Source organism: uncultured Fluviicola sp. (assembly GCF_902168135.1).
Classification (GTDB): Bacteria; Bacteroidota; Bacteroidia; order Flavobacteriales_D; family Crocinitomicaceae; genus Fluviicola.
In genome coordinates, this window is sequence record NZ_CABHOL010000015.1 from 349,485 (window position 1) to 367,450 (window position 17,966).

The 17,966-nt window shown below is 41.6% G+C and carries 14 protein-coding genes and 2 tRNA genes; 4 read left to right on the forward strand and 12 right to left on the reverse strand.

Annotated elements, in window-relative coordinates:
* Nucleotides 1-53: 53 nt before the first annotated feature.
* Nucleotides 54-815, forward strand: a complete 762-nt coding sequence (locus tag QZT69_RS04555; protein ID WP_294670949.1) for a hypothetical protein — start codon at nucleotides 54-56, stop codon at nucleotides 813-815.
* A gap of 11 nt (nucleotides 816-826) precedes the next feature.
* Nucleotides 827-1,348, forward strand: a complete 522-nt coding sequence (locus QZT69_RS04560) for a hypothetical protein (RefSeq protein WP_294670952.1) — start codon at nucleotides 827-829, stop codon at nucleotides 1,346-1,348.
* Between the two features lie 62 nt (nucleotides 1,349-1,410).
* Here QZT69_RS04560 and QZT69_RS04565 read toward each other — a convergent pair.
* The 12 genes from QZT69_RS04565 to QZT69_RS04620 all read right to left on the reverse strand — a co-directional run bounded on the left by QZT69_RS04565 (nucleotide 1,411) and on the right by QZT69_RS04620 (nucleotide 14,765).
* A tRNA-Ala gene (locus tag QZT69_RS04565) sits at nucleotides 1,411-1,484 on the reverse strand.
* Between the two features lie 426 nt (nucleotides 1,485-1,910).
* Nucleotides 1,911-3,086: a patatin-like phospholipase family protein gene (locus tag QZT69_RS04570; protein WP_294670955.1), complete on the reverse strand. Its 1,176-nt coding sequence runs from the start codon at nucleotides 3,084-3,086 to the stop codon at nucleotides 1,911-1,913.
* Between the two features lie 118 nt (nucleotides 3,087-3,204).
* Entirely contained in the window at nucleotides 3,205-4,272 is a 1,068-nt protein-coding gene (gene arsB, locus QZT69_RS04575; protein ID WP_294670958.1) for an ACR3 family arsenite efflux transporter, read from the reverse strand.
* 8 nt (nucleotides 4,273-4,280) lie between these two features.
* Nucleotides 4,281-5,312: a hypothetical protein gene (locus QZT69_RS04580; protein ID WP_294670963.1), complete on the reverse strand. Its 1,032-nt coding sequence runs from the start codon at nucleotides 5,310-5,312 to the stop codon at nucleotides 4,281-4,283.
* On the reverse strand, nucleotides 5,269-5,748 hold the full coding sequence (locus QZT69_RS04585) for a DUF6428 family protein (RefSeq protein WP_294670966.1): 480 nt from the start codon (nucleotides 5,746-5,748) through the stop codon (nucleotides 5,269-5,271). Before QZT69_RS04585 ends, QZT69_RS04580 begins: the two co-directional genes overlap by 44 nt.
* Nucleotides 5,749-5,765: 17 nt before the next feature.
* A complete protein-coding gene (locus tag QZT69_RS04590) occupies nucleotides 5,766-6,098 on the reverse strand; it encodes a helix-turn-helix transcriptional regulator (protein WP_294670968.1) in 333 nt (110 codons plus the stop codon).
* A 108-nt stretch (nucleotides 6,099-6,206) separates the two neighbouring features.
* On the reverse strand, nucleotides 6,207-7,742 hold the full coding sequence (locus QZT69_RS04595; RefSeq protein ID WP_294670970.1) for a SulP family inorganic anion transporter: 1,536 nt from the start codon (nucleotides 7,740-7,742) through the stop codon (nucleotides 6,207-6,209).
* Nucleotides 7,743-8,352: 610 nt separating this feature from the next.
* A complete protein-coding gene (locus QZT69_RS04600) occupies nucleotides 8,353-9,786 on the reverse strand; it encodes a TolC family protein (protein ID WP_294670973.1) in 1,434 nt (477 codons plus the stop codon).
* A gap of 1 nt (nucleotide 9,787) precedes the next feature.
* Nucleotides 9,788-12,937: an efflux RND transporter permease subunit gene (locus tag QZT69_RS04605; RefSeq protein WP_294670976.1), complete on the reverse strand. Its 3,150-nt coding sequence runs from the start codon at nucleotides 12,935-12,937 to the stop codon at nucleotides 9,788-9,790.
* A gap of 8 nt (nucleotides 12,938-12,945) precedes the next feature.
* Nucleotides 12,946-14,034 (reverse strand): efflux RND transporter periplasmic adaptor subunit, encoded by a 1,089-nt coding sequence (locus QZT69_RS04610; protein ID WP_294670979.1) that lies wholly within the window; start codon nucleotides 14,032-14,034, stop codon nucleotides 12,946-12,948.
* A gap of 97 nt (nucleotides 14,035-14,131) precedes the next feature.
* The gene (locus QZT69_RS04615) at nucleotides 14,132-14,491 is read right to left on the reverse strand and encodes a hypothetical protein (protein ID WP_294670981.1); all 360 of its coding nucleotides are present in this window, start codon (nucleotides 14,489-14,491) and stop codon (nucleotides 14,132-14,134) included.
* A 200-nt stretch (nucleotides 14,492-14,691) separates the two neighbouring features.
* Nucleotides 14,692-14,765: transfer RNA gene (locus QZT69_RS04620), tRNA-Arg, on the reverse strand.
* 162 nt (nucleotides 14,766-14,927) lie between these two features.
* Between QZT69_RS04620 and QZT69_RS04625 the strand changes: the two genes are divergently transcribed.
* On the forward strand, nucleotides 14,928-17,249 hold the full coding sequence (locus QZT69_RS04625) for a two-component regulator propeller domain-containing protein (protein ID WP_294670984.1): 2,322 nt from the start codon (nucleotides 14,928-14,930) through the stop codon (nucleotides 17,247-17,249).
* A complete protein-coding gene (recO, locus tag QZT69_RS04630) occupies nucleotides 17,246-17,953 on the forward strand; it encodes a DNA repair protein RecO (protein ID WP_294670986.1) in 708 nt (235 codons plus the stop codon). The genes QZT69_RS04625 and recO overlap by 4 nt, the downstream gene beginning before the upstream one ends.
* The last annotated feature ends 13 nt before the right edge of the window (nucleotides 17,954-17,966 follow it).

The following is a 17,966-nucleotide window of genomic DNA, read 5'->3' on the forward strand; positions in this document are numbered from 1 at the left end:
TTCTCAATTTATTTTTCCATTTTTGACACCTAAACTTACGCATACACCGCGCTATGAAAAACCTTTTCTACGTCCTCACTTTGTTCCTTTTAAGTGCCTGCTCTTCCGAAAAAACAGATGAAGAATTGCTGGAACAGGATCGAATTGCTTTAAATGAAAGCCTGGTTTCAGGGAAAGTGGTTCCTTACAAATTTGTAAAACTCATGGTTCGGGGTTACGCTTCTGAAGATACTACTTCTGCAAAATTCAAAGCATTTAAGCGCGATTCCGATAAGTTAGTTCAAAAAATACTGGCGCTCAATCACGCGGATGAATTGTCGGTAAAGGATTATTGGGCGATGTACCAGGTGTACGATCAAATGGATGAATTCGTGATGCAAACAGACGAAGATGAGTTCCCGGTAGTAGTAGATGCCTTCCGGAAATTTTGGGACGGAACGAAAAGTACCCATTATTTCAAAGGAAAGGAAAAAGCAGCACAAGAAGCAAGGGAGCATGCTTTTCTGTCGGTATTGGCAATGGCAAGCAGCAGTTTGGGAAGTGATGTCGCATTGTATGAATGTGCAGAAACAGATGTGGAATTGCTTCCCGATTCGGAATTGAAAGGCCAGCTTCGTTTTGTAAGAGGGTTTGTGTTTATGCAAAAAGGATTTTACTATTTATCCGAAAACGAATATTCGAACAACCTGGAATGGCTCAAAAACAACAAGAACCTGGATTTGACTTATACCATCAATGCCTTGCAACTTGGAAAATTCAATCAGGAAGAGTCGTATACCGCATTCCGGGCGATGAACCATTTGTACCGGGGATAGACCGGTTGATGATGGAACGGGAAATTGATCAGGAACGTGCACTGGAGGATTTTGAGCAGGTTTTGAAAGATTGTAAAAAATTGAAAATGGATAATGAAGCCGTTTGGGCTGTTGAAATATATGTTTACCTGGAGAAAGGGAAGAATGATAAAGCAATTGCTTCACTCAATAAATTGAAGAAAAGTAAACAGCTCACAGCAGATGATAAAGCACTTGTTGATGAATGCATCGGGTACCTGCAAAAAGACGATTCGGAAAGTGCTTTGAAAGAAGTTTATGACAAGGTTTTCATGTTGAAGATCGCAAGTTCATTCACATATAACCGGATTAAAAACGTGAATACAAATAAATTACTGAAAAACAATAAGGTTCCGAAGGCTTCCAAAATAGCTAAGAAAACCAAAGTATTGGAAAACGCGGTTGAGCAGATTTACAGCTTCAGCAACGGAGAAACACTGAAAGAATCTACGAAGAAAGCGGGCGAAGAGGGAGAAAGCCTGTTGGAAGAAGTAAAGGGATTGGTTGATTTTTAAGATACGTAGTAGACAAAAAGTAAAAAAGCGAATTACGGTAGTAGTTCGCTTTTTCTTTTTCGTGGAAAATATCGGACTCGAACCGATCACCTCAACACTGCCAGCGTTGCGCTCTAGCCAGATGAGCTAATTTCCCATTTATTTTTTTTAGTTGTCACAACTAATTTGTATTAGCCCTAGTGCTGATGCTTCGATCAGCATCCTGACACGACCACTGGGCGTCGTCAGGACCAGATGAGCTAATTTCCCATTTATTTTTAGTCGTCACAACTAATTTGTATTAGCTCTAGTGCTGATGCTTCGATCAGCATCCTGACACGACCACTGGGCGTCGTCAGGACCAGATGAGCTAATTTCCCATTTATTTTCTTCTAGTTATCTCAACTAATTGGTATTAGCTCTAGTGCTGATGCTCCGATCAGCATCCTGACACGACCATTGGGCGTCGTCAGGACCAGATGAGCTAATTCCCGTGTTTCAATATTAATACAAATCTCGCAATTACAAATAACTATTTCGCAAAAAATGATGGTTTTAATTCGATCGGAAGTGTTTGTTTCGCTTAACTTTCGAAATTGTCCAACCAGTCAGGATCACTCATTTGTTCTTTAATGCGGTCAATTTTTCCAAAGGCAGTGACTAAAAGTTCTTTTTTGTTTTCGTCCACCAGGTCTTTCTTGAATTTTCCACCTTTCGGATCATTCATGATGTATTCTACAACCGCCTCTCCGATCACTTTCATCAGGTCGAATTTAGATACATCATCCAATTCGATCCCTTTCAGGTCTTCGTTTTTTAATTCACTCAGCCAATCAGCTTCCATGTTTAATTGAGAGATGTTTTTATCCGGGATTTTTTCCAGGGTGTTTTCGTCCAGTGAAATTTGAAATCTTCTGAAATCAAGCTCAGGAATGATCTCGGAGCGGATGAGGTTGCTTTGCATCTTACTGGCATCCTGGCTTGATTCCCGCATCACCACATCCAGCCAGAACAAGACATCCGGTCCGTCCGGATTCTTGATACCTTTTGGTTCAATGAACTCAATGGTTGTTCCGGTACCAAAACTAAACACACAAAGTTTGGAAAGATCGTATTTCTTTTCGGGGCCGTAATAAACGGCTTCCATAATTGCGGATAGCGTAGGGTTGTTGTAAGTTGTTGTACCACCGTCAACAAATCGCTCAAGAGGTGAGAAATAAGTTGGTGCCGACATGGTTGCTTCCATAACTGCCCGTAATAACACGTCTTTGTATGTTCCGATGTATTCTCCTTCATCGCAGAAACAGGTAAAGAAAGTTTCTTCACCGGCCGCCACATCTTTCGCCGTGATCAAAAGGTCCGTATCCGTTTTTGCACATACATCTTTCAATGTGGTATTGCCCAGAATATCAGAAAGGGCCCGGCGGTAGTTTATCTTATCGTATAAGGGCGGATTTAATTTTCTGTTGGCGAGAATTCCCCTGCGCTTAAAGACTTTCGTAACGAGATTGATGTATAACTCTTCGATTTCCGCAGCACTTTTCCCGGAAGCTATAAGTCCGGCAATGATACCGCCTGTTGAAGTGCCCGATACCATGTCAAAAAGTTCGTGACAGGGAATTCCGGCGATTTCTTCCATTTTTTTCAATAATTGCAAGGTGAAAATTCCACGGATTCCTCCACCGTCGAGGGAAAGTATGGTTTTTCTATTCGGATCAATGCCTAATGCTTTGAAAGCTTTTTTTCGGGAATCGTTCATAGTGTTTAAGTTATTTGGTAGTAAATATATAAAAATCAGGTGCTTTTTATCAGAAGTGAAAATAAAACTTCGCTGAAACCTGTTTTACGAGTCCAAATGGTTCTTTTGATTGCACAAATTAAGCTTTGCGGTATAGTTTCTTTTTCAGCCAAAATGAAATGCGCACCATGATGATTAAAGCAGGAACTTCTACCAACGGTCCGATAACTCCTGCAAAGGCCTGACCTGAATTAATCCCGAAAACACCGATGGCTACTGCAATGGCCAGTTCAAAATTGTTCCCTGAAGCGGTAAAAGATAAGGCCGCGTTGTCCGAATAATCTGCTCCTGCCCATTTTCCGACCAAAAACATGAGAAAGAACATAATGGCAAAGAAAATGACCAATGGTATAGCAACACGTACCACATCCATAGGTATACGTATGATCATTTCACCTTTCAGACTAAACATCACCACAATCGTGAATAATAACGCAATTAATGTGATAGGAGAAATGAATGGCAGGTACTTGTTTTTGAACCATTCTTCCCCTTTTAAACGAATCAAAGCAAAGCGGCTAATGACTGCTATTGCAAACGGGATTCCGAGGTAAATACCGACAGTTTTGGCGATTTCTACAATAGTAATGTCAATATTCAAGGCATTAATTCCGAATAGGGGCAAAACAATTTCCAAGTAAAAATAGGCATACAAACTGAAGAAAAAGACCTGTAGCAAACTGTTGATCCCAACCAATCCTGCAACCAATTCCCGGTTTCCTTCTGCCAATTCGTTCCAGACAATGACCATGGCAATGCAGGGAGCCAAACCAATGATGATGAGTCCGGTCATGTATTCCGGGTAATCTTTCAGGAATAAGACCGCCAGGCTGAACATTAGAAACGGTCCAACAACCCAGGTGATGAAAAATGACACGACAAGTAGTTTGGGCTTTGCCATCACTTTTGGGATCTTCGAGAATTGCACTTTGGTTAAAGGCGGCACCATCATCAAAATAAGGCCTATTGCCAGGGGCAAATTGGTTGTTCCATTTGAAAATGAGTTGATAAATTCATCGGCATCCGGAACAAAATAACCGATTGAAATGCCAATTCCCATAGCCAGGAAAATCCATAGGGTTAAAAATCGATCTAAAAATCCGAGTTTTTTTCTTTCTGCTGCCGGAGCACAATTCGTTGCTGACATAGGAATAATTAATTGATTAATGAAAATGCGTACAATGTTTCGAGCGCAATTTGTTTGCAGCGCTCGTCGTATTTTTCTTCTTGAAACGGTGTGTTATCAAATGCTTTCGGATCATCGTAAGTGGTTCCGATCCTTAATTCTACACCCGGAATAAACGGACAGTTTTCTTCTGCGTCACTGCAGGTCATAATTGCTGCGAATTCGGACATGGGGTTTTGCGAAGCATCATATACTTTGGAAAAACAAACACTCGGCTCCCGGTCGTCCGCATAATAAACGTGGTAAACAGGGTTTTCGGTTTCAGTTGTCTTCTGAACCTCCATTCCTGCGCGTTTCACCGCTTCAATTGCATTGTGGTTGAAAGCGGTGGCTTCAGTACCTCCGGAATACGTGTGAACATTCGGGATTCCGTAGAAATCTGCAGCGGCTTTTGCCCAGATCTGTCCAAAATGGCTTCTTCGGGAATTGTGAGTGCAGATATATACCAAATGCGCTGGTTTGTTTTGATGTTGTTTCTCGGAAATATAGCTTCCGATTTTCTTTAGGATTGCCTTCCTCTCTTCTGAAATGCTGTCAAATTGAGGAATTAATTCTTCAAGGTACTTTTTTACATGAGGGTACATTGCTGTTTCTTTTTTTGGTTCTTCAATGAAAACTTCACCCGAAGCAAGTTTGTAGAACTCATCGAATTGAGCCTTGAACCGGTGGAGTTCTTTGTAATTGATTTGGTAAAACAGGTTTTGATTTGAGCGCAGTTTACCTGTAAGAATTTGATGCTTTTTGAGCAGAGCAAGATTGTTTTTTATAGTCGAATCATGTAAACTGTTTACGGGTATAAGGTAACCTTCCACGCTTCCACCATGTTTGGCAATTTCCAGGAAAGTCGCCAACCGGTTTGAATGAGAAAACAGCGAAAAATACCTGGACAATTCAAGCCAGTTCTTTTCGCTGTTATCAGTATCTGTTTCAAATTCATTCATCAGAAATGAATCTTTCTTAGCAACAACCTCCGCCCGGTGTGCAACAACCCGATTGTTCATTTGTTGGCGTAAGCTCACTCAAAGACAACTTTTGCTTATCTGCCGGAATTCCGCAAGCGTCCGAAGCTAAACAAGCCGTGTTTTTCGAAACCAGCACGAAATTTTCACCATTGAAGGAAAGGTCGTATTTCCCGATAGTATCACCCTGGTATTCTACTTCGATTTCATTGTCTTCAATCCCCAATTTCTCTTCAGAAAGCTGAATGATTTTCAACAGTTTTCCCGGTTTCAGCCGGTGTTCGAAATCGTTGGCGTTCCACAATTGGAAATTAACCACCTGTTCCTTTCGGATTGTTCCCCCGCAATCAATAAAGTGTTTTTGAATGCTTCCAACCTCAGTTACATGGAAATGTTCCGGTACAAATGACCCGTCGGGGGTTTGAAATGCTACGTTGTCTAACGTTGGCAAAATTGCTTTTATCTCAGATAACTTCATCGTTTAAAAAATTTGATTTAACAACATGATTTTTCTTTATGCTCCAATTGAAGAGTAGTATTGGCCAGATACCTCTGTAATTCGGCAATAGCATCTTTGTCCACACAATAGCAGATTGCGGTTCCTTCAATATTTCCTTTTATCAGCCCTGCATTTTTCAACTCTTTCAAATGTTGTGAAACCGTTGGCTGTGCTAAAGGCAATACATTCACAAGATCTCCACAGATACAAGAATCAACCGAAATCAGGTGTTCCATGATTGCTATTCGCGCAGGATGCCCCAAGGCTTTCATCATGACTGCCAGTTTGTTTTGCTCTTCTGAAAAGTGATCCGTTTTAGTTGCTCCCATGTTTATTGCATTAATACTATATTGCAATATTACGATATAATGCTTTTGGTTCAACAAAAAATCAAAAAAATATCTGAAATCCGATAAGCTTTTAGGAAGCAACTTAAGCTATATGCCGTTTTCCATTACCTGGTAAGAAGGATCTTCCATCACGTTGATTTCAATGATCTTATCGGCATTGGTTAAGAGTTTTCTGCAATCGTCACTTAAATGACGCAAATGAAGCGTTTTACCCGCTTTTTGGTAGCGCTCTGTCAACCCATTCAATGCTTCAATGGCCGACATATCTGCAACCCTGCTTTCAGAAAAATCGACAACAACCTTTTGAGGATCATTTGCGACATCAAACTTTTCGTTGAACGCAGAAACAGAACCAAAGAATAACGGTCCGAAGATCTCGTAATGCTTTACGCCCTGGTCGTCTGTAAACTTACGCGCCCGGATCCGTTTGGCATTTTCCCATGCAAAAACCAGTGCAGAAATGATCACCCCGATCAAAACAGCCAACGCCAGGTTGTGCATGAATACGGTAATCAAAGTTACAATGAGCATGATAATAATATCGGCTTTTGGCATTCTGCCAAAGATGCGTAAACTCGTCCATTCAAAAGTGCCGATTGCTACCATGATCATCACTCCTGTTAATGCTGCAATGGGTAATTTTCCAATTACGGGTGCACCGAAAAGAACGATGATCAGAATGGTTAATGCAGAAACAATTCCCGAAAGCCTTGCTCTTGCTCCGGCTGATAAATTAACAAGTGTTTGAGCGATCATCGGGCAGCCTCCCATTCCGAAAAAGAACCCGTTCAGCATATTAGCGCCTCCCTGGGCAATACTTTCACGGTTTCCGTTTCCTTTGGTTTGGGTTATTTCATCTACTAAATTCAAGGTCAGCAAGCCTTCTGTCAAACCAACTCCCGCCATGATGGCAGCATACGGAGCGATGATCCACAATGTATTCCATTCCATCGGAACAAGCGGAATATGGAAAGGTGGTAATCCTCCCTGAACAGATGCAATGTCGCCAACGGTTTTAGTATCTATTCCAATGAAATATACCAATCCGAATATCACCACAATTGCCAAAAGTGATGCAGGAACCGCTTTGGTGATTTTCGGGATCAGGATTACCAATCCGATTGTCAAAGCAACTAATCCCATCATAACCCAGAGCGTTGAGCCTGTCATCCATTCGGAATTTTTACCTGTTGTTTTAAATTGTGAGATCTGTGCAAGAAAAATAATGATTGCCAAACCGTTTACAAAACCATACATCACGGACTGCGGCACTAAACGAATAAACTTTGCCAGTTTGAAAAGACCAACGAGAATTTGGAATACTCCCGCAAGTGCAACCGCAGCAAAAACATATTCCAGCCCATGAGATTGCATCAAGGCTATGAGAACAATAACGGTTGCGCCTGCACCACCGGAAATCAATCCCGGTCTTCCGCCAAAAATAGATGTAAATATCCCCATGATAAATGCTCCGTAAAGTCCTGCAAGCGGTGGAAATCCTGCCAATAAGGCAAAGGAAAGGGATTCGGGGATCATAGTCATTGCAACGGTTAATCCTGCCAGGATTTCGGTCTTGTAATTTACCTCTTGTTTGAGGTCAAATAAATTAAAGTACTTTTTCATTTGAATAAAATATCATTCATGAGGAACTATGTCCTCAATAAAAACTATGGGATTGTGTGGCGTTAGGGAAGAGAAATCAATTCCTCACGGTGGAGTAACCTGTGAATGATAAATAGTTCTTTTTGTTTGCATAGATGGGCGCAAAGATAGCAAATTCATGGAGATTGTTGGTGTTGAAAGCTGTATTCGAACTGCCGGAATAGTTGAAAAGCACATTAAAATCAAAGGTTTGTGGGAGATTGAAGTTTGTCATCCTCCTCAGTCCTCCTTCAAAGAAGGAAGTTAAATCTCAGTTTCGAACACAAATCCCGCTCTCACACTCCGTTCTCGCTCTGAAGAAAAAAGCATCTGGGAAAATCGGTCGGAATGAGAAACAGACCGCGTTCGCTAATCGCATGTCGCCAATAGCTTTAGCGATGGCACAAGCTATAGCGGTAGCGAAATGAAAATGATGTAAAAGAAAAAGCATCGCTATAGCGATGCTTTTTCTTTTGTGACCTCTAGCGGGGAAACTTCTAACTTTTTAATGGAGGATTTGGAGCGGGTATTACAACTTGAAACATTGGAAAGCGCAATACTATGAAACGGAAACTAAAGTTCCGATAAGCAATTATTTCCATCCTCCCCCAATAGACTTATACAGATACACTTTCCATGTAAATTGATTTTTCTGCAATTCAATAAATTCCAGTTCAGCCGAAAGCGCTGCTTGCTGTGCAAACAAAACTTCTACATAACTTGCTCGGTTGGTATTGAACAAGTCGCCAGCAATTTCACGCGAACTTTGAAGCAAATCCATTTCTGCTTTTTTGTTGCTGATCATTCGGTCGGTATTCTTTATCACAAACAACGCATTGTTCACTTCTGTGAATGCTGTGAGCAAAGCTTCCTGATAACCGTAATACGCATCCAACTGGGTTGCTGTTGCACGTTTGAAATTTGCTTTCAATTCACCTCGATTAATCAACGGAGCCATCAGGTTTCCGAATAAACCATATGCAATGGATTCAGGTGATGAAAACAAAAACCGTGTTTTGTACGCCTGATAACCAATGTTTCCATTGATAGAAAGACTTGGATAGAATGCTGTTCGAGCCGCTTTTATGTCAGCTTTCGAAGCAACAATCAATTGTTCTGCCTGACGAATATCCGGACGATTCGCAATAATTTGAGATGGTAATCCCGCATCAATTTTGAGCGTAGCTAAACCGTTTCCAGTCAAGGAAGATCGTTTGATTTCTCCGTCAAATTTTCCTGACAATCTGCGTAACTCGTTCTCAGAAGCATTTATTTCCTGCTCCAAAAGGATTAGCTGATTGCTGTAATTCAGTATCAAGGCTTCAAATTGCTGAATGCTCAATTGATTTGCTCTTCCGGCTGTTTTCTGTTCTTTTAAAACATCCACCAAACTTGCATTCAATTCGATGTTCTGCTCAATTATTTTTTTGGTTTCATCTAAACTTACCAAATTGAAATAATTGATAACCGTTTGTTCTATCACCCATGTTTTAATCATGTTCTGAGATTCTTTCGCTGCTAAAAAGCGAGCCATGGCAGCCTTCTTTTGGGCACGTAGTTTACCCCAAACATCAATTTCCCATGAAGTCTGCAATCCCAAATTGAAATCGTTCAGGTTGATTGGAATCAATTCACCATCACCAATTGGAGTAGTGATGTTTCCCGCTCCATCCATGGTCTGCAACCCGAATTTGCGATTGGAATAACCTGCATAAGCACCCGCCTTTGGAATCAGGTTGGTTCGTGCTTGTAAAACATCTGCTTCCAATTGAAGCAAGGTTGTTTGTGAACGCAACAAGGATAAGTTGTGAACCAAAACTGTATCAATCAAGTCGATTAGCAAGGGATCATTGAACAATTCTTTGGGCGTAACAACTCCTGTATTGCTTGAATCCGTTGCATCTACAGTAAATCCGCTTGGCATTGGAGCAAAATCTGGAGCCACAGGGTCTTTTAACGATTTACATCCTACTGCAATCAGTATTATTGGAAGTAAAATCGCAATGGTATTTTTATATAGTTTCATTTTATTGTTCTGTTAATGGGTTTCGTTCTCTCAACCGTCTTTTGCTGAAGCGTTCTGAAATGGAAGCAAAAACAACATACAAGCCTGGAATAATAACCAAACCGAAAATGGTTCCGATCAACATTCCGCCTGCAGCCGCCGAACCAATGGTTTTGTTACCAATTGCACCTGCTCCCGAAGCAAACATGAGCGGGATCAATCCGACCACAAAGGCAAATGAGGTCATGAGAATCGGACGTAAACGCAGTTTTGTTGCTTCAATTGCAGCTTCAACAGGCGTTGCGCCTTGCTTGTGTTTCATGCTGGCAAACTCAATAATCAGGATCGCATTTTTTCCTAAAAGTCCGATCAACATGATGATGGCAACTTGTGCATAAATGTTGTTTTCCAACCCAAAGCACCATAAGAAGAAAAACGCTCCGAATACTCCAGTAGGTAAGGATAGGATAACAGGCATTGGAAGCAATAAACTTTCGTACTGTGCTACCAAAAGCAAATACACGAAAATCAAACAAATGATGAAAATGTACATTGCCTCGTTTCCAGTTGCGACTTCATCACGGGTAATACCTGCCCAGTCAATGTCATATCCTTTTGGCAATTTCGTTTTCGCAACTTCCTGAATGGCGGTAATGGCGCTTCCACTACTGAAACCTGCTGTGGGTTCACCATTCAACTCGGCTGAAGGGAACATATTATATCGGGTAATCTGATCCACTCCATACACCCGTTCAATGGATGCAAAGGCTGACAACGGAACCATTTCTCCTAAATCATTTTTAACCGTCAGGTTCATGACATCTTCGGGTTTCGATCGGTATTCAGGCAATGCTTGGATCATCACCTTGTACATTTGCCCGAATCGGATGAAATTGGTTGCGTATTCACTTCCCAATAAGGTTTGTAATGTTCCCATGGCATTGTTTACCGTAACTCCTTTTTGAGCCGTTTTATCGTAATCTACTTTCAATAAATATTGCGGATAACTGGCATCAAAAATGGAGAATGCAGCACCGATTTCAGGACGTGCTTCCAAATCTTTGATAAACTGTTTCACCGTTGTTTCCATTTCCTTGAAGTCGTTGCTTCCTGTTTTATCCAACAAGCGTAACTCAAAACCACTGGCATTTCCATAGCCAGGGACAGCAGGCGGTGGGAACATTTCAATTTTCGCCGTTTTAATGGAATTCGTTTTTTCGGTCAAAGCTTCAATGACATCATCAACTGAAACTTTTCTCTCATCCCATTTCTTCAAGTTCACAAGAACAGTTCCGTAAGTTGCACCTGTACCATCACTTAAAATATTGGTTCCCGAAAGAGTTGAAACAGACTCAACACCTTCTAAATGTTGTGCATTTGCCTGTATCGTGTTCACTACTTCTTTGGTTCGTTCCAAAGTTGATCCCGAAGGAGTAGTAACAGAAACATAGAACATTCCCTGATCTTCATTCGGGATAAAACTGCCGGGCAAGATCTTGCCTAAAACTCCAGTAGCTAAACAGAAAAGGACCAATACGCCAAAAGTGAATGCCCTCCTGTTTACAAAAGCACCTAAAAACCGTTGGTATCTGTTGGATAAACCATCGTACCATTTGTTGAACCCATGAAAGAATTTGTTCAACAAACCTTTTGTCGAATGTTGGTGATTTGCCTTCAACAAGATGGCACACAACGCAGGTGTAAGTGTTAAAGCGGTAACTCCCGACAAGACAATAGCAATTGCCATTGTTAAGGAAAACTGCTTGTAGAAAATCCCGACAGGACCGCTCATAAACGCCGTTGGAACGAATACCGCCGACATCACCAAGGTGATCGCAATAATTGCACCTGTGATTTCACGCATAGCTGATTCGGTTGCCTTTCTTGGCGTTAATCCTTCCTGTATTTTCGAGTGGACGGCTTCAACTACCACAATGGCGTTATCGATCACAATTCCGATTGCCAATACCAATGCGAAAAGAGTAATCAGGTTCAGGGAGAAGCCCATTAATTGCATGAAGAAAAATGTTCCAATGAGGGAAACAGGTACGGTCAAAGCAGGAATCAAAGTAGAGCGTAAATCCTGCAAAAAGAGGAATACCACCAAAGACACCAAAATGAATGCTTCGATCAGGGTTTTAATTACTTCATGAACCGAAGCATCCAAGAAACGGCTCACATCATAGCTAATGGAATAGTCCATTCCTTCAATGAAGGTATTTTCTTTCAGACCCGCCATTTTCTCTTTCACGTCTGCAATTACTTCACTCGCATTGGAACCTGGTAATTGCTTCAACATAATGGAGGCACAAGGCTGACCATTTAGTTTCGCTTCCACATCGAAATAGGTAGTTCCAAATTCCACGTCTGCAATATCCTTCATTCTTAGAATATGTCCTTCCTCCGTAGATTTAATAGGGATGTTTCGGTATTCTTCTTCCGAGCTGAATTTCCCTGTATATTTCACGACATACTGTAACGAGTAGTTGTTGTCACGATCCGAATTCTCACCAATTTTTCCCGGTGCAGCTTCCACGTTTTGTTCGTCCAATGCTTGATTGATTTCTTCTGTTGAAACGCCGTAAGCCAGCATTTTATCAGGCTTTAACCAAATGCGCATGGCATATTCCTTAGCCCCGAGAATGTCGGCATAACCAACTCCCTTTACACGCTTCAATTCGGCAAGTACGTTGATGTCGGCGTAGTTGTAAAGGAACTTTTCGGAAAGCGACGGGTCTTTGCTATAGATGTTCAGATACATCAACATAGCATTTTCTTCTTTCGCAATCTTCACCCCGTTTTTAATCACTTCTTCGGGAAGTTCCCCCATTACTGCAGCCACACGGTTTTGAACGTTTACGGCAGCTTCATTGGGATCGGTTCCCACTTCGAAAATGACTTGAACAACTCCAACACCGTCGTTTCCTGCATCGGAAGACATGTATTTCATCCCCGGAACGCCGTTTATTGCCCGTTCCAATGGAACAATTGCCGCTTTGGTTACGGTTTCGGCGTTTGCTCCTGTGTACTCAATGGTTACGTTGACCTCTGGCGGGGCAACACTTGGAAATTGAGCCATGGGCAATGCAACCATAGCTAGAACTCCGAGCAGGGATATAATAACGGAAATAACAACCGATAAAAGAGGTCGTTTTATAAATGTTGATACCATGGTGCGAACTAGTTAAAAGATTGTTTGGTCTTGATTTTCTGTCCGTCCTTCACCAGTTGAATTCCTTCCAACAAGAATCGGTCTTTGGTAGTGAGTCCTTTGGAGATCACATAACTGTCTCTCAAAGACAGTTTCGGGTAAATACGTCTTAAATGAACCGTATTGGAAGCATCAATTACATAGACGTAGTAATTTTCCTGAACTTCGAAGGTGGCACTCATCGGAACCAGTGTTGCTTTTCTCAGATCGAAATCAATACTCACTTTCCCCGAAGAGCCATGTTTAATCAGTCGTTTCGGATTGGTAAATTTGGCACGGAAAGCAATGTTCCCAGTTGACTTGTCTACTTCACCTTCAACCGTCTCCACAACTCCCAATTCGGTATGCTGCGTATTATCAGCAAGCACCAAATGCAAGTCCTTTTTGTTCGATAATCCTTTGGTTTTCATGAAACTTAGATACTCGAATTCGGCCACACGGAAATAGGCATAAATGTCCTGATTATCCGAAATAGTGGTGAGCATGGTTCCTTCTTCTACCAAACTTCCCAATTTGTTTGGAATGCGGTTGATGTAGCCTGAAAACGGTGCTTTTATTTGCGTAAACGAAACGTTCATTTGAGCCGTTGAAACATCTGATTTGGATTCCTGGCATTTCGCTTCTGCGGCATCCAGTTTTGCTTCTGCCAGTTCCACTTCGGTTTTTGAAATGATATTTTTGGCAAACAAGGCTTTGACGTTTCTCAATTCCACTTCCAGCGACTTCATTTCAGCTTGTGCACTTTTTAATTGTGCTTTGGCACGCTGTAAATCGTCGGTGTACTCTTGTGCGCTGATGGAGAACAACAATTGCCCTTCTTTCACCAATTGCCCTTCGTCTACATGAATTTTATCTACAAATCCTTTTACCCGACAGCGTATTTCTACATTTCTCACCGCTTGAATATCGGCAACGTATTCTTTTGAAAATAGGGTGTCTTTTTGAACTGGATGCGCTACAGCAAAGGCTTCCAATTGTTTTTCCTTGCTTTCATTTGAAGAACAAGAAAGTATTATAAACGGCAATAAGATTGCCAGTTGACTGATTGTTTTTGACATTTTTTGAATAAATTAAATAAACACGAGAAACACATCGCTTCGGAAGAAGAAATGCAATCTACAGTCCCAATGAAATGGGAACTAAACGTTATTTAATTTATGCCTGCGGTGGTTTATGCACTCCTGTAATGAACGGAGGTTCGGGTGCAGTAATGGCGTATCGGAAATAATGCCCCGTGTTTGGAATAGTGCTTTCAGGAAGGACCTCAAAGGTAATTGATCGTAATACAAAAGCCACTTCAATTTTCTTGGCAAATCCTCCATCATCGTCCGGATCGTCTTCATCGTGCTCAGGCACGAAATTGTCCCAGCCCAAACAGTACTCGAAGATTAACTCGGTTACTGACTCCATATCATTATAGGAAAGGTCTTCTTCAACCGAATCATTATGTGGATCGGGAACGTCGATACTGTAATTTAAAATCATAGCGGCAAGAAACAGCCAAAAGGCTGACATGATTTTGCTATGACGAAGAAATTCCACGGTGCAAAGTTACATTTGATTTTGATAGATACTAGCTTAAAAGCGCAAAAAAAACCTGACAGGATTCAAACCTGTATCGACAAAAATCTAACTTATCTGAATTGCTTTAAGTCGAATAAACATTAGTTATCGAAATAAAAAAAGCCAACCCTTAACGGATTGGCTTGTGTTCGTGACCCCGGAGGGATTCTAACCCCCAACCCTCAGAGCCGAAATCTGATGCGCTATACAGTTGCGCCACGGAGCCAGTTTGGTTCGTGGTGCAAAAATCTTTAAAAAAGAGGTTGCGCCACGGAGCCAGTTTGATTGAGTTCACAATCTTCCCCCAAAATTAGTTCCTTTTTTCACTTCTCTTGCGATTTTTCCAATAATTTTGAATAGTATGCGTTTATTCACCAAAACAAATTTCATGCGAAGTCTTCTTTTAGTGGTTTTAACAGGGTTATCTTCCGCAGCATTTGCGCAATTGGGAACTGGTCAGTGGCGTATGCATGTGGCTGCTTCACAGGCAATTGATGTGGCTTATGGTGACGGACTTGCTATGGCAGCCCTAAAAACCGGGGTGATCGAATACGATGAAGCGGCCGGGGAAACTAAAATTTACAACGACCAAAATGGACTTTCGGATATTGTTGTTTCTTGCATTTCCTATGATGCCGGAACAAAATCTTTTTTTATCGGGTACGATAACGGGAATATCGATCAGTTGTATTCGGATGGAAGTATCGTAAATATTCCGGCCGTGAAACTGGCTGCGATAACGGGAAACAAACGGATCAACAGCTTTACATCCAAAAACGGAAGGGTATTTGCCGCAACCGGGTTTGCAATTATTGTACTCGACCCGATCAAACACGAGGTAAAAGACACTTACAATCCTTTTAGCGTTCCTAAAAATTACCAGTCGGTATTATTTGTGAACGATTCCATCTACGCACTCCACAATGACGGAATGGTGAAGGCCTTTACAAATAACCCCCTTCTGGGAGATCCGAATAACTGGAGTGTTGACACGCGCGTTGCCCCGCCGGCATTGGATGTTTCTTATATGAAGGGTGGAATTCTAAATAATGAAATCTATGTTTTGGCTAAAAAACAGGCGTATGGAGGTGATTCGATCATGAGAGTTACTTCCGCAGGATTACAGGAGTTTGTGGGTCACCAGTTTAGCCCGATGGAAATTGTAAACTTTCAAATAGTAAACGATAAGATGGGAGTGAGTTTTTCGAATTCTTACCTGCTTTTTAATCCGGACAGCTCAATCCATTTCAGTATTTCCGGTTATTCAAACCCTTCTCCTGAGATCCGCTCGGTTACTTTCGGAGCTAATAGTTACTGGATTGCCGATTATAAGAACGGATTGGTTAAATACGATCTGTTCGGTACTCCGAAGATCATTTCTACCGAAGGACCGCCCAAGAATGATTTCTTCAGTATCAATGGAAATGACGGAAAAATCGTGGTTACGGCGGGAACAATAGATCGTGTTTCGCTCAACTTCAGTCTTCCGGGAGCCTATACAATGGATGAAGAAAACTGGACCTTATTCGATAATGCGACGCAGCCGGCACAATGGTCAAGCGGCGTTTGGGATATCGGTACTGCGGCAATTAATCCGAAAAATGTAGATGAAGTTGCCCTCGGGGGGTATTGTCTCAATGGACTAACAATAACCAATGGTTCAGAGATTACGAATGTTTACGGGGCTTCCAATTCCATTTTGGAAAATACTGCTTTGGGAAATAACATGACTTGTATCACAGGAGTTGAGTACGATGAGGACGGAAATCTGTGGATTGTAAATGCTTACTCTTCGAAACCTCTTAAAGTTCGTGCTGCAGACGGAAGCTGGTATGCTATGTCAACGAATTCGTTAATCTCCAATGCATTTGCTTCCGAATTGGCCATCGACTACAACGGCAATAAGTGGGTGGGGATTTATGGAAAAGGATTGATGGGATATAAGGACAATGGAACTATTTCAAATACTTCAGACGACATCATTAAAGTGATGCTGACAGGAGAAGGATCCGGGAATATGCCTTCGGATAATGTGACGGCTTTAGCTGCCGATTTCGACAATGAGATCTGGATCGGAACGGATAACGGACTGGGTGTTTTGTACAATAGCGAAGGAGTTTTCTCCGCTGCCGGAACAACCGATGTGTCACGCATTTTGGTTACTTATGACGGAAACGTGGAGATGCTTCTTGGGAATTCCTACATCTCAGACATTGAAATAGACGGAGGAAACAGGAAATGGATCGGAACAGCTGAATCCGGAATATTCCTGGTTTCTGCTGACGGTCAGGAAGTGATTGCAAACTACAACAAAGAGAATTCACCGATGATTTCCAATACCGTTTTGGACATGGAATTCAATCACATTACCGGGGAATTGTTTATTATCACCGATAACGGAATGGTCTCTTACCGAACAGATGCAACCTATGAAGATCCTGATTACGCTTCAACGAAGGTTTTTCCGAATCCGGTAAAACCCGATTTTTCCGGGCCCATCACTATTCAGGGAATTAAGTACGGAAGTGACGTGAAAATTACGGATGCCGCCGGGAATTTAGTATACAAAACAACTTCAAACGGTGGAACTGCAACCTGGAACGGTAAAAGATTAACCGGTGAGGATGTGAGTTCCGGTGTTTATTTTATCTGGACTGCTCCAAGTGAGGGGAAGGGCAAAAAAGTGGGTAAAGTAGTTGTAATCCGATGAAAACAACAGATAAAGCAATTGTTTTATCGCGCCTGTCCTATTCTGAAACCAGTTTAATAGTGAATCTTTTTACGCTGGAATCAGGCCTTCAAACCTTTTTGTTCCAGGGAGCTAAAAAGAAAAAAGGGCTCATCCTTTTTCCATTGGAATTGGTAGAAATAACTTATTACAAAAGAAACGACAGCAGCTTATTGAAGCTGACGGAAATGCAGAGCCTGGAACCTTTGCATCAATTGCTGGAGAATCCGTTGAAATCAAGTATTGCCTTTTTTGTTTCCGAGCTGATGCTGATCTGCCTAAGGGACAATCACCAGGATAAAAAGCTGTTCCAATTCTTAGGAGCAGAGATTCATTGGCTAAATGCAAGTGAAGAACTCAGTAATTACCTGATTTGGTTTTTGGCGCAGGTTTCAAAACTGGAGGGTTTCCAGCCGGAAGTACAAAACAAAAATCCAAAGTATTTTGAATTGCAGGATGGAAAGTTTACGAATGAACTGCCTTTTTTACCTTCGTATTTAGAAGAACCCTGGCTTCATTGGTTAACGGACAGCCTGGAATTTGAGAAATTGGATTTCCTGGCACTTTCAATTCCAAAAGAAGAACGTGTGAAACTCATTGATGCCTGGCTGGAATACTATCAATTCCATGTAAGCGGCATGCGGAAAATGAAATCACTGGAGATAATCCGGACTGTTTTTAATTAATTGAAAATTGATA